Genomic DNA, 15014 nt, shown 5'->3' on the forward strand with positions numbered 1-15014 from the left:
GCTGGCACTGATGTCCGACGACAAGAAGCTGCTCGACTACCTCAGGCGCGCCACCGCAGACCTCGGTGACGCCCGGAGGCAGCTGCGCGAGGCCGAGCAGGCCCGCCACGAACCGATCGCCATCATCTCCATGGCCTGCCGCTATCCCGGCGGCGCCAACACGCCCGAACTGCTGTGGGACCTGGTCTCCCGGGGCACCGACGCGATCTCCGCCTGGCCGGTCAACCGCGGCTGGGACCTGGAGGGCCTCTACGACCCGGACCCCGAGCGGCCCGGCACCTCCTACACCCGCAACGGCGGCTTCCTGCACGACGCCGCCGAGTTCGACGCGGAGTTCTTCGGCATCTCGCCGCGCGAGGCCCTCGCCATGGACCCGCAGCAGCGGCTGGCCCTGGAGACCGCCTGGGAGGCGGTCGAGCGGGCCGCGATCGACCCCCGCACGCTGCGGCGCACCGGCACCGGTGTCTTCCTCGGGGCGATCGGCAACGGCTACGGCGCGGGTTCGCGCCACCTCCCCGAGGTCCAGGGCCTGCTGGACACCGGGACCGCGAGCAGTGTGGTCTCCGGCCGGATCGCCTACACCCTGGGCCTCGAAGGGCCCGCGGTGACCGTGGACACGGCCTGCTCCTCCTCCCTGGTCGCCCTGCACCTGGCGATCCGGGCCCTGCGGGCCGGCGACTGCACGCTGGCCCTGGCCGGCGGGGTGTCGGTGATGGCGACGCCCGACCCGTTCGTGGCGTTCAGCCGCCAGCGCGCACTGTCGGCCGACGGCCGCTGCAAGGCGTTCGGGGCCGACGCGGACGGAACCGGCTGGTCCGAGGGCGCCGGCGTCCTGCTGCTGGAACGGCTGTCGGACGCGCGGCGCAACGGGCACCCGGTGCTGGCCGTCGTCCGGGGTTCGGCCACGAACCAGGACGGTGCGAGCAACGGACTGACCGCGCCGAGCGGCCCGTCGCAGCAGCGGGTGATCCGGGCGGCGCTCGTGGACGCGGGTCTGACGGCGTCCGAGGTGGACGTGGTGGAGGCGCACGGCACCGGCACCACCCTCGGCGACCCGATCGAGGCGCAGGCCCTGCTGGCCACGTACGGCCAGGGGCGGCCCGCCGAACGGCCCCTGCGGCTGGGCTCGTTGAAGTCGAACATCGGCCACACCTCGGCGGCGGCCGGAGTGGGCGGCGTCATCAAGATGGTGCTGGCGATCGAGCACGGCGAACTGCCCAGGACCCTGCACGCGGACCGTCCGACGCCCATGGTGGACTGGACGTCGGGAGCCGTGGAAGTCCTCTCCGAGGCCCGGGCGTGGGACGACACCGGCCGCCCGCGCCGGGCCGGCGTGTCCGCCTTCGGCGTCAGCGGCACCAACGCCCACCTGATCGTGGAACAGGCCCCGGCGGAGGAAGCCGAACCGGTGGCCGACACCGCGGCCGGCGGCGACGCGTACCCGCTGCCCTGGGTGCTGTCCGGGCGTACCGACGAGGCGCTGCGCGACCAGGCGGCCCGGCTGCTGGCACACCTGAGCGCCGACCCCGCACCCCTGCGGGCCGCCGACACCGGCCGCGCCCTCGCCCTCACGCGTACCGCCTTCGAACGGCGCGCCGTGGTGGTGGGCACCGACCCGGACCGGCTGCTCGACGGCGTGAAGGCGCTGGCGGAGGGCCGCACGGTGCCCGGGCTGGTGCGGGGCGACGGCGTGTCGTCCGGCCGCTCGGTGCTGGTGTTCCCGGGTCAGGGTTCGCAGTGGGTGGGGATGGCTGCGGAGCTGCTGGGCGAATCGGCTGTGTTCGCGAAACGGATGGCGGAGTGTGAGCGGGCTCTGGCGCCGTATGTGGATTGGTCGTTGGCGGAGGCGCTGGGCTCGGAGGCGCTGTTGGCGCGCGTCGATGTGGTGCAGCCGGTGCTGTGGGCCGTGATGGTCTCGCTGGCGGAGCTGTGGCGTTCGTTCGGCGTGGTTCCGGACGCCGTGGTCGGTCACTCGCAGGGCGAGATCGCCGCCGCTGTGGTGGCGGGCGGTCTGAGCATCGACGACGGCGCCCGTGTGGTGGCGTTGCGTTCCCGGGCGATCCGCGCGTTGGCGGGCCGGGGTGGGATGGCGTCGGTGCCGCTGCCGGTGGAGGCGGTGCGGGAGCGAATAGCGGGCCGGTTGTCGGTGGCGGCGGTGAACGGCCCGTCGTCGACGGTGGTGTCGGGTGATGCCGACGCGGTCGCGACACTGGTGGAAGAGCTTGTGGGGGAGGGGGTGCGGGCGCGTCTGATCGAGGTCGACTACGCGTCGCACTCCGTGCATGTGGAGGAGATCCGCGAGCAGTTGCTCGCCGACCTGTCCGGCATCACCCCCGTCCCGGGTGCGGTGCCGTTCCACTCGACGGTGACGGGCGGCCGGCTGGACACGAAGTCCCTGGACGCCGAGTACTGGTACCGCAACCTCCGGGAGACCGTCGAGTTCGAGCAGGCCACGGCGGAGTTGCTGGCGGAGGGCTTCCGGTTCTTCGTCGAGTCCAGCCCGCACCCCGTGCTCACCTTCGGTGTCCAGCAGACCGCCGACGAGGCGGACATCGCCGGCTCCGCGCAGGGCCCCGCCGTGGTCGTGGGCACGCTGCGGCGCGGCGAGGGCGGCCTCGACCGCTTCCTGACGTCCCTGGGAGAGGCCCACGCGGGCGGCCTGTCGCCCGACTGGGACCGGGTGTTCGCCGGACACCGTCCGGACGGCGTCTCCCTGCCCACCTACCCCTTCCAGCGTCGCCCGTACTGGCTGGAGGACACCGTCCCCGCGGCGGGTGGTCCTGCCGGAACGTCCTCGGACGGCGACGACTTCTGGGAGGCCCTGGGCGGGGGCGACCTGGACCGGTTCACCACGACCCTGGGGGTGACGCCCGAGGACCCGCTGAACGTGGTGCTCCCCGCGCTCGCCACCTGGCGCACCGAGCGCACCGAGCGTTCGGTGGTCGATTCCTGGCGCTACCGGGTGACCTGGCGGGCCCTGCCCGAGGGCCCCCCGGTCGCATTGGACGGCAACTGGCTCGTGCTGTCGTCGGACGGTCGGCCCGAGGACGGGGCGCGCCGATCGGAGGCGACCGTCCACGTCATGGAGCAGGCCGGGGCTTCGGTGGTCCACGTACGGATCACCGAGGCGGAGGCCGACCGCGCCGTGCTGGCCGACCGGGTCCGCGCCTCCCTCGGCGCGCTGCCCGGCCCGGTGACGGGAGTGCTGTCGCTGCTGGGCCTCGACGAGCGCCCGCACTCGGCGCACCCCTCCGTCCCGCTGGGCACCGCGCTCAACCTGGCCCTGGTGCAGGCCCTCGGCGACGCCGGGATCGACGCGCCCCTGTGGTGGGCGACCCGGGGTGCGGTGTCGGTCGGGGGCACGGACACCGGGAGCGCGGTCAGCGCCGCGCAGAACCTGCTCTGGGGTCTGGGCCGGGTCGCCGCGCTGGAGTTCCCGCAGCGCTGGGGCGGTCTGATCGACCTCCCGGAGGTCCTGGACACGGACACCGCCCCGCAGCTGTGCCGGGTGCTGGCCGGCGGCGCCGGGGACGAGGACCAGGTCGCCGTACGGGCCACCGGCTGCCACGGCCGGCGGCTGGTCCGGTCCGCCCTGGGCGACACCGCGCCGCAGCGCAGCTGGCGGCCCGGCGGCACCGTGCTGATCACCGGCGGCACCGGCGGAATCGGCGCGCAGATCGCGCGCTGGCTGGCCCGGCGCGGAGCCGGGCACCTGGTGCTGGTCAGCCGGCGCGGCACGGACGCGCCGGGTGCGTCGGAGCTCTCCGAGGAACTGGCCGCCCTCGGCGCCCGGGTCACCCTGGCCTCGTGCGACGTCGCCGAGCTGGAGGCCCTGCGCGAGCTGAAGGACGGCCTCGAACAGGACGGCCACCGGATCAGCACCGTCTTCCACGCCGCAGGGGCCGGGCTGCTGGTGCCACTGCCCGACACCGACGCGGACGAGTTCGCCGACACCCTCCACGCCAAGGTCGGCGGGGCCAGGAACCTGGACCTGCTCTTCGACCGGGACACGCTCGACGCGTTCGTGCTGTTCTCCTCCATCTCCGGGGTGTGGGGCAGCGCCGTCCACGGCGCCTACGCCGCCGCCAACGCCTACCTCGACGGCCTCGCCGAGGACCGCAGGAGCCGCGGCCTCGCCGCGACCTCCGTGGTGTGGGGCATCTGGAGCCCCGAGGGCGGGGCCGGCGGGATGGCGGCCGAACTGGCGGAGGAGACCCTGCGCGGCCACGGCGTGCTCTTCATGCCGCCCGCGGTCGCGATCACCGGGCTCCAGCAGGTCCTGGACCACGACGAGACGGTGGTCGTGGTCGCCGACATCGACTGGGACCGCTTCGCGACGGTCTTCACCTCGGCCCGCCCCAGCCCGCTGATCGGGGAACTCCCCGAGGTGCGCACCGCGCTGGCCGCCGAACCGGAGGCCGACGGGACCGGGGCCCAGGGAACGCCCTCGGCGCTGCGCGACCGGCTGGAGCCGCTCCCGGCGGCCGAGCGGACCCGGGTGCTGGTCGACCTGGTCCGCACCCACGCGGCCGCCGTCCTCGGCCACGACTCGCCGGACGCGGTCGCCCCCGGCCGGGCCTTCCGCGACCTGGGCTTCGACTCCCTGACCGCCGTGGACATGCGCAACCGGCTCAACACCGCCACCGGCCTGCGGCTCCCGGTCACCGTCGTCTTCGACTACTCGTCGGCGACCGCGCTCGCCCGGCGGGTGGAGACCGGACTGCTGGGCGCCGCCGAGGAACCCGCCACCGTCCGGCAGCCCCCGTCGGCGGCACCCGCCACGGACGACGACCCCGTCGTGATCGTCTCCATGAGCTGCCGCTACCCCGGCGGCGTACGCACCCCCGAGGACCTGTGGCGCCTGGTCGCCGACGGGCGCGACGCGGTCTCCGGGCTGCCGTCCGACCGGGGCTGGGACCTCGACGCGCTGTACGACGCGGACCCCGACCGGCCCGGCCGGAGCTACGCCGCCGCAGGCGGATTCGTCGGGGACGCGGACCGGTTCGACCCCGGGTTCTTCGGCATCTCGCCGCGCGAGGCCCTGGCCATGGACCCGCAGCAGCGACTGCTGCTCGAAACCTCCTGGGAGGCGATCGAGCGGGCCGGCATCGACCCGGCGTCCCTGCACGGCACCCCGACCGGCGTCTTCGCCGGCGCCTCCTACCAGGGCTACGGCGGCACCCTGCGCGACGTCCCCGAGGAACTGGAGGGCCTGTTCATCGCGGGCATCTCCACCAGCGTCCTGTCCGGGCGGGTCGCCTACCAACTCGGCCTCCAGGGGCCCGCAGTGACCGTGGACACGGCCTGCTCCTCGTCGCTGGTGGCGGTCCACCTCGCCGCGCAGTCGCTGCGCTCGGGAGAATGCGCGCTGGCCCTGGCGGGCGGCGCCACGGTGATGGGCACCCCGCTGTCGTTCACCGGCTTCAGCCGGCAGCGCGGGCTCGCCGAGGACGGGCGCTGCAAGTCCTTCGCCGCCTCGGCGGACGGCTTCGGCATGGCCGAGGGCGTGGGCCTGCTGCTCCTGGAACGCCTCTCGGACGCCCGCCGCAACGGCCACCCGGTGCTCGCGGTGCTGCGCGGCTCGGCGATCAACCAGGACGGCGCGAGCAACGGGCTGACCGCGCCCAGCGGCCTGGCCCAGCAGCGGGTGATCCGCGACGCGCTGGCGAACGCCCGGCTGTCGGCCGCCGACGTGGACGCCGTCGAGGCGCACGGCACCGGCACCCGGCTGGGCGACCCGATCGAGGCCGACGCGCTGCTGGCCACCTACGGCCAGGACCGGCCGGCCGACCGTCCGGTGTGGCTCGGGTCGCTGAAGTCGAACATCGGGCACACCCAGGCCGCCGCCGGGGTCGGCGGCATCATCAAGATGGTGCTGGCCATGGGCCACGGCGAGCTGCCGCAGACTCTGCACATCGACCGGCCGTCCCCGAACGTCGACTGGACGGCGGGCGCCGTCGCCCTGCTGACCGAGGCCACCCCCTGGCCGGAGACGGGACGGCCGCGCCGGGCCGGCGTGTCCTCGTTCGGCCTGAGCGGCACCAACGCGCACGTCGTCATCGAGCAGCCGCCCGCCGAGCCCGAGCTCGCACCCGTACCCGCACCCGTGCCCGTACCCGGGTCGTCCGCCGTCCCGTGGGTGCTGTCCGGGCGGACCGCCGAGGCGGTGAAGGCCCAGGCGGAGCGGCTGCACGCACACCTGACGGAACACCCGGAGCTGTCGTCCGTCGACGTCGGCCACTCCCTGGCCACCACCAGGACCGCCTTCGAGCACCGCGCAGCCGTCGTCGGCGACGACCGCGCGGCCCTGCTGGGCGGCCTGGCCGCGCTGGCCGCGGGAGACCGCGCACCCGGCCTGGTCGAAGGCACCGTCGCCCGATCCGCCAGGACCGTCTTCGTCTTCCCCGGCCAGGGATCGCAGTGGGCCGGCATGGCCCGGGAACTGCTCGACCACGCCCCGGCCTTCGCCGACCGGATCGCGGCCTGCGCACGCGCCCTCGCCCCGCACCTGGACTGGTCGCTGCTCGCGGTCCTGCGGGACGAGCCCGACGCGCCCCCGCTGGACCGGGTGGACGTGGTGCAGCCGGTGCTGTGGGCGGTGATGGTGTCGCTGGCCGAGCTGTGGCGGGCGCACGGGATCGTCCCCGACGCCGTGGTCGGCCACTCCCAGGGGGAGATCGCCGCCGCCTGCGTGGCCGGCGCGCTCTCGCTGGACGACGCGGCCCGGATCGTCGCCCTGCGCAGCCGGGCCCTGCTGGCCCTGACCGGACGCGGCGGCATGCTGTTCGTGCCGCAGCCGGTCGAAGCCGTCCGCGAAGCACTGTCCGCCCACGACGGGGCACTCGACGTCGCCGCGGTCAACGGGCCGACGTCGGTGACGGTCTCCGGCGACCCGGCGGCACTGGAACGACTGCGCGAGCAGTACTCCGAGGCGGGCGTCCTGACCTGGCCGGTCCCCGGCGTGGACTTCGCCGGGCACTCGCCCCAGGTGGAGGAGCTCCGGGAGGAACTGCTCACCCTCCTCGGCGGCACCGCGCCGCGGACCTCCGACATCCCGTTCTACTCGACGGTCAGCGGCGGCCCCGTGGACACCCTGGGCCTGGACGCCGCGTACTGGTACGAGAACCTGCGCCGGCCGGTGGAGTTCGGACGGGCGGTCGACGCGCTCATCGCCGACGGACACACCACCTTCGTCGAGTGCAGCACCCACCCCGCGTTGACCGTCTGGCTCCAGCAGGCCGTCGAAGCGGCCGGAGCCGGCGACGGAGCCGTCGTCGGCACCCTGCGCCGCACCGAGGGCGGCCCCGGCCGCTTCCTCGCCGCGCTCACCGAACTCCACGTCCGCGGACTGCCGGTGGACTGGGGCACGGTGTTCGCCGGAACCGGCGCGCGCAAGCAGCCCCTGCCCACCTACGCCTTCCAGCAGCAGCGCTACTGGCTGGACACCACCGCCGGCCGGCCCGCCGACGCCCTGACCGGCACCGACGCCACGACCGGCGCGGGCCCGGCCGACTCCGGCTTCTGGGAGGCGGTCGACCACGGGGACCTGGACGCCCTCGCCACCCTCCTGCGGGTCGAGGACGGGGAACTGAGGGCCTCCCTCGCCTCGCTGGCACCCACCCTCGCCGAGTGGGCGCGCGGCCGGGCCGACGACCGGACCGCCGACAGCTGGCGCTACCGGGTCGCCTGGAAGCCCCTGCCGGCCTCCGAGCGGCCCCGGCTCACCGGCAGCTGGCTCGTCGTCGCCCCGGCCGGCACCGCCGAGGACCCGGCCGTCGCGTTCGCCGTGGACTCCCTGCGCGGACACGGCGCCACCCCCGTCCTCGTCGAGGCGGGCCCCGACGCGACCGACCGGACCCGGTTCGCCGCCCTGCTCCGCGACACCCACGACCGCACCGACGGGCCGCCCGCCGGAATCCTGTCGCTGCTCGCCCTGGCCGAAGAACCGCACGGCGACGGCTCGGCGCTTCCCCGCGGCCTCACCCTGACGGTCGCGCTCCTCCAGGCCCTGGGCGACCTCGGCACCGACGCCCCGCTCTGGTGCGCCACCCGCGGCGCGGTGTCGGTCGGCCGCTCCGACCGGATCGACAGCACCCTCCAGGCCCTGGTCTGGGGCCTCGGCGGAGTCGCCGGCGTCGAATACCCGCAGCGCTGGGCCGGCCTGGTCGACCTGCCGCGACAGCTCGACGACCGGGCCGCGACCCGGCTCGCCGAAGCCCTGACCGACCCCGACGGCGAGGACCAGGTGGCGGTACGCGCCACCGGCCGCTACGGCCGCAGGGTCGTCCACGCCGCACTCGGCGACACCGCCCCCGTACGCGACTGGACGCCCGAGGGCACCGTCCTGATCACCGGCGGCACCGGCGGCCTCGGCGCCCAGATCGCTCGATGGCTCGCCCGCACCGGCACCGCGCACCTGCTGCTCACCAGCCGGCGCGGCGCACAGGCCCCCGGGGCCGACGCCCTGCTGGCCGAACTGCGCGGACTCGGCGCCGACGCCACCGCGGTGGCCTGCGACGTCGCGGACCGCGACGCACTGGCGGAACTGCTCGCCGGCATTCCGGCCGAGCGCCCGCTGCGCGCCGTCCTGCACACCGCGGGCGTCCTCGACGACGGGGTGATCGACTCGATCACCCCCGAACGCGCGGCCGGCGTCCTGCGCCCCAAGCTCGACGGCGCACGCAACCTCGACGAGCTCACCCGTGAACTCGACCTGGCCGCCTTCGTGCTGTTCTCCTCGCTCGCCGGCACGCTCGGCGGCACCGGCCAGGGCAGCTACGCCGCCGCCAACGCCTACCTCGACGCCCTGGCCCGGCAGCGCCGCGACCTCGGACTGTCCGGCACCTCGGTGGCCTGGGGCCTGTGGGGCGGCGACAGCCTCGCCGCCGGAGCGGTCGCCGAACGGCTGATCCGCGACGGCCTGCCCGCGATGGATCCCGCCACGGCCACGACCGCGCTGCGCCAGGCCCTCGGCCACGACGACACGGCGGTCCTCGTCGCCGACTTCGCCTGGGACCGCTTCACCCGGGCGTACACCGCGCTCCGGCCCAGCGCCGCCCTCGGGGACCTGCCCGAGGTACGGGACGCGCTCGCCGCCGCGGCCGAGTCCCGGAGCACCGCCGACGCCGCCGAGTCGCAGGCCCTGCGGCTGGCCGCGCTGCCCCCGGCGGAACGGGACCGGGCCCTGCTGGACGTGGTCCGCTCCGAGGTCGCCGCCGTGCTCGGCCACCCCGGGCCCGAGGCAGTGGGACCCGACCAGGCGTTCAAGGACATCGGCTTCGACTCGCTGACCGCCGTCGAACTGCGCAACCGGCTCGCCGCAGCCACCGGCCTGCGCCTGCCGGTGACCCTGGCCTTCGACTACCCCACGGCCACGGTCCTGGCCGGACACCTGCGCACCGAACTGCCGGGCGCGCCCGCCGCCGAGACGTCCGACGCCCCCGGGCAGCCGACCGCGGCCGCCGCGGTGCCCGAGGACGAGGCGATCGCCGTGGTCGCCATGAGCTGCCGCTACCCCGGCGGCGTCAGCACCCCCGAGGAACTGTGGGAGCTCGTCGCGGGCGGACAGGACGCGATCACCGGCTTCCCCACCGGACGCGGCTGGGACCTGGACGGCCTCTACGACCCCGACCCGGACCGGGTCGGCAGCACCTACGCGCGGGAAGGCGGCTTCCTCCACGACGCCGACCGCTTCGACCCGGCCTTCTTCGGGATCTCCCCGCGCGAGGCGCTGACCATCGACCCCCAGCAGCGGCTGCTGCTCGAACTCTCCTGGGAGGCGTTCGAGCGGGCCGGCATCGACCCGCTGTCGCTCAAGGGCAGCGCGAGCGGCGTCTTCGTCGGATGCAGCCACCACGACTACGGGTCGCGCGTCACCGAACCCTCCGAGGAGTTCGAGGGCTACCTCGGCATCGGCAGCGCGGGCAGCGTGGCGTCCGGGCGGATCTCCTACAGCCTCGGCCTCGAAGGGCCCGCGGTGACCGTCGACACGGCCTGCTCCTCGTCGCTGGTCGCGGTCCACCTCGCGGCCCGGTCGCTGCGGGCCGGCGAATGCTCGCTGGCGCTCGCCGGCGGGGTGACCGTGATGTCGACGCCGGGCGCGTTCGTGGAGTTCAGCCGGCAACGGGTGCTCGCCGAGGACGGCCGCTGCAAACCGTTCGCCGCCGCCGCCGACGGCACCTCCTGGGCCGAGGGCGCCGGACTGCTCGTCCTGGAACGCCTCTCGGACGCCCGGCGCAACGGCCACCCGGTGCTCGCCCTCGTCCGCGGCTCCGCCGTCAACCAGGACGGCGCCAGCAACGGCCTGACCGCCCCCAACGGACCGTCCCAGCAGCGCGTCATCCGGGCGGCCCTCGCCGACGCCGGACTGACCGCCGCCGAGGTCGACGCGGTGGAGGCGCACGGCACCGGCACCCGGCTCGGCGACCCGATCGAGGCCCAGGCACTGATGGCCACGTACGGCCGCGAACGCGGCGCGCAGCAGCCGCTGTTGCTGGGGTCGCTGAAGTCGAACATCGGGCACAGCCAGGCCGCCGCCGGAGTCGCCGGCATCATCAAGATGGTGCAGGCCATGCGGCACGGGACACTGCCGCGCACCCTGCACGTCGACACGCCGACCCCGCACGTCGACTGGTCGGCCGGCGCGGTCCGGCTGCTCACCGACGACACCCCGTGGCCGGAGACCGGCCGCCCCCGGCGGGCCGCAGTGTCCTCGTTCGGAGTCAGCGGCACCAACGCCCACACCATCCTCGAACAGCCCACCGAACCGGCCCTGGAGACCACCTCCGACGCACCCGTCGCCCTTGCCGCGCCCGCCCTGCCCTGGCTGCTCTCCGCCCGTGGCGCGGACGCGCTGCGGGAGCAGGCCGCCCGGCTGCTCCGGCACGTGGAGCAGACCCCGACCCTCGCCGTCGCGGACCTGGGCCGCTCCCTGGCGCTGAACCGCAGCGCCTTCGAGTACCGGGCCGCCCTCACCGGCACGGACCGGCAGACCCTGCTCCAGGGGCTCACCGCCCTCGCCGCCGGCGAGCCGTCGGCGGACCTGGTGAGCGGTGTCACCGGCCCGGCCGCGAAGACCGCCTTCCTGTTCGCCGGCCAGGGCAGCCAGCGCACCGGCATGGGCGCCGGACTGTACGCGCGGTTCCCGGTCTTCGCCGACGCCTTCGACGCGGTCTGCGCGGAACTCGACCCGCTGCTCGACCACCCGCTGCGGGAGGTGATCGACGCGGCCCCCGGCGACCCCGGCCACGGCCTGCTGGACCGCACCGAGTACACCCAGCCCGCCCTGTTCGCCCTCGGCGTCGCCCTGTTCCGCCTCGTCGAGCACTGGGGCGTGCGCCCCGACCGGCTGCTCGGCCACTCCGTGGGAGAGCTGGCCGCCGCCCACGTCGCCGGGGTGTTCACCCTGCCCGACGCCGCGGCGCTGGTGGTCGCGCGGGGACGGCTCATGCAGGCCCTCCCGGCGGGCGGCGCGATGGTCGCCCTCGCCGCCGGGGAGGAAGAGGTGCTGCCGCTGCTCGCGGGCCGCGAGAGCGACGTCGGCCTCGCCGCGGTCAACGGCCCGGCCTCGACCGTGATCTCCGGCGACGCGGCGGTGGTGGACGAGATCGCCGCCGTGCTCGCCGCGCGCGGCCGCAAGACCCGACGACTGCGGGTCTCCCACGCCTTCCACTCGCCCCTCATGGAGCCGATGCTCGCCGAGTTCCGCGAGGTCGCGGCACGGATCGTCCCGGGGGAGGCCGCCATCCCCGTCATCTCCGACCTGACGGGCGAGCCGGCCACCGCCGAGCAGCTCGGCTCACCGGACTACTGGGTGGAGCACGTGCGCGGCACCGTCCGCTTCCAGGACGGCGTACGCCACCTGGAGCGCGACGGCGTCACCGCGTTCCTCGAACTCGGACCCGACGGCGCGCTCACCGCCATGGGCCAGGACTGCCTGACCGGCGCCACCGGCAGCCCCGTGCTGGTGCCCCTGCTGCGCAAGGACCGGCCCGAAGCCCCCGCGGCGACGGCCGCCCTGGCCCGGCTGCACGTCACGGGCGTCCCCGTGGACTGGAGCGCCGTCCACCCCGGCGGCCCGTCCCGCTCCGCCGCCGACCTGCCGACCTACGCCTTCCAGCGGGCCGGCTACTGGCTGCCGGCCGGCCCGGCCACGGCCGGCCTGCCCGCCGCCGGACTGCTGACCGTCGACCACCCGCTGCTCGGCGCCGGAACGGAACTCGCGGACTCCGACGGCTTCCTGTTCACCAGCAGGTTCTCGGTCCGCAGCCACCCCTGGCTGGCCGACCACGGCGTCTACGAGGGCGTGCTGTTCCCCGCCACCGCGTTCCTGGAACTCGCGGTCCGCGCGGGCGACCAGGTCGGCTGCGACCAGGTCGAGGAACTGACCCTGGAAGCGCCGCTGGTGCTCCCGGCGGGTGGAGCCGTCACACTCCAGCTCACCGTCGGAAGCCCGGACGCCTCCGGCACCCGCCCGCTGAGCATCCACGCCCGGGCCGCCGACGACGGCCCCGACGCCCCCTGGACCCGGCACGCGAGCGGCCTGCTCGGCACCGCCGCAGCCCCCGACCGGGCGGACCCGGTCGACCCGGCGGACCCCGAGGCCTGGCCGCCGCCCGGAGCCGTCCCCCTCGACACGGAAGGCCTGTACGACCGCTTCGCGGGCGGCGGATTCGCCTACGGCCCCGCGTTCCAGGGCCTGCGCGCGGCCTGGCGGCTCGGCGACGAGGTGTACGCCGTCGCAAGCCTGCCGGAGGAGCAGCAGCCGGACGCCGCCGCGTTCGGCCTGCACCCGGCGCTGCTCGACGCCGCCCTGCACGCGCTGGTGTTCGACGTACTGGAGGGACCCGCGCAGGGCTGGCTGCCGTTCTCCTGGAACGGGGTGCGCCTGCACGCCTCCGGCGCCACCGAACTCCGGCTGCGGCTGACCCCCACGGGTCGCGACGCCGTCGCCGTACGGGCGACCGACGCCGCCGGGCGGCCGGTGGTCTCGGCCCGCTCCCTCGTCCTGCGGCCCGTCTCGGCCGACCGCTTCAAGGCCGCCCGCGCCGGACACCACGAGGAACTGTTCCGCCCCGAGTGGCAGGCCCTGCCGGAGCGCGTCGCGACGGGCACCGTCCCCGGCCCGGAGTCCTGGACCGTGCTCGGCGCCGGGACGCCCCTGCCCTCCGGCGCCGCGCCGCTCCCCGGCCGTACGGTCGCCGACCTCGCCGCGCTGTCCGCACTGCTCGACGCGGGCACTCCGCCGCCCCGGCTGGTTCTGGCGGCTTGCCCGCCCGTCCCGGCCGGTGTTCTCCGCGGCGCGGTCCACGACGGCCTCGGTACGGTCCTCGCCCTGCTGCGCGACTGGCTGGCCGAGGAGCGCCTGACCGGCTCCAAGCTGGTCCTGGTCACCGCGGGCGCGGTCCCGGTGACCGGCGACGACGTACCGGACCCGGCCCTGGCCGCGCTCTGGGGCCTGGTCCGCTCGGCGCAGACCGAGAACCCCGACCGCTTCGTCCTGCTGGACCTGGACGCCGAGACCCCGCCGGTCGTGCTCGCCGAAGCCCTCGCCTCCGGGGAACCCCAGCTCGCGATCCGGGCCGGGGCCGTCCACGTCGCCCGGCTGGCCCGCGTGCCGCTGGCCGCCGCCGGGCGCACACCCGGCTGGGGCGGCGACGGAACCGTCCTGATCACCGGCGGCACCGGCGCCATCGGCGCCCACGTCGCCCGCCACCTGGCCGCCGAACACGGCGTCCGGCACCTGCTGCTGACCAGCCGCAGCGGCCCCGCCGCCGACGGCGCGGCGGAACTCCTCGCCGAGCTCGCCGCGCTGGGCGCGCACGCCGAGATCGCCGCCTGCGACGCCGCCGACCGCGACGCCCTCGCCGCCCTGCTGGCCGCCCTGCCCCCCGCGCACCCGCTGACCGGCGTGGTGCACGCCGCAGGCGTCCTGGCCGACGGCGTCGTCGCCACCATGACGCCCGAGCAACTGGACATCGTCCTGCGCCCCAAGGTGGACGCGGCGATCAACCTGCACGAACTCACCGCCGGCCTGGACCTGTCCGAGTTCGTCCTGTTCTCGTCCATCGCCGGCATCTTCGGCGGCATGGGCCAGGGCAACTACGCCGCCGCCAACGCCTTCCTGGACGCCCTGGCCCACCGGCGCCGCGCCGACGGGCTGCCCGGCCGCTCCCTCGCCTGGGGCCTGTGGGCCAACAGCACCGGGATGACCGGCGGGCTCACCGAGGCCGACCTGCGACGGATCGCCCGGGGCGGGATCGTCGCCTTCGACCCGGCCCAGGGACTCGCGCTGTTCGACACGGCCGGCACCCTCGACGAGCCGGTCGTCCTCCCGCTGCGGCTCGACACCGCGGCCGTCCGCGCCCAGGCGGGCGCCGGCGGCGTCCCCGCCCTGCTGCGCGGCCTGGTGCGCCCCGCCGCCCGGCGCGGCACCGCGGGCCCCGCCGCCGGAACCGGCCCCGACGGGCCCGACGCCCTGAAGCAGCGCCTGGCCTCCCTCAACGACACCCAGCGCGGCCGGGTCCTCCTCGACCTGGTCCGCTCGCACGCCGCCCTGGTGCTCGGCCACAGCGGCCCGGCCGCGGTCGATCCCGGACGCGGCCTGCTGGAGGTCGGCTTCGACTCGCTGACCGCGGTGGAACTGCGCAACCGGCTGCGCGCCGCCACCGGCCACCCCCTGCCGGCCACCCTGCTCTTCGACCACCCCACCCCGGCCGCGATCGCCGGACACCTCGCCGCCGAACTCGTCCCGGAGGCCGGGCCCGGCCCGGTCCCCGGCCTCGCCGAACTGGACCGCCTCGAAGACGCCCTCGACGGCGCCCTCGACGACCCGGCGGACCGCGACCGGCTCGCCGACCGGCTCCGGGAACTCCTGCGCCGCGTCGACCCGGCGGCCGACGGCGACGGCACGGCAGCCGACTCCATCGAGGACCGGATGGACGGCGCCAGCGACGACGAACTCTTCGACCTCATCGACAACGAACTCGGCCTGTCATGACACCGACCCGACACCC

1 protein-coding gene is annotated in these 15014 nt (G+C 75.9%); it reads left to right on the forward strand.

All coding sequences use genetic code 11. The annotated features are described in order from the left end of the window. Nucleotides 1–10: 10 nt before the first annotated feature. Complete coding sequence (locus AMK19_RS09970; RefSeq protein WP_073810189.1) at nucleotides 11–14998, forward strand: type I polyketide synthase; 14988 nt, start codon at nucleotides 11–13, stop codon at nucleotides 14996–14998. Nucleotides 14999–15014 lie beyond the last annotated feature (16 nt).

This window comes from Kitasatospora sp. CB01950, from assembly GCF_001905465.1.
Lineage (GTDB): Bacteria > Actinomycetota > Actinomycetes > Streptomycetales > Streptomycetaceae > Kitasatospora.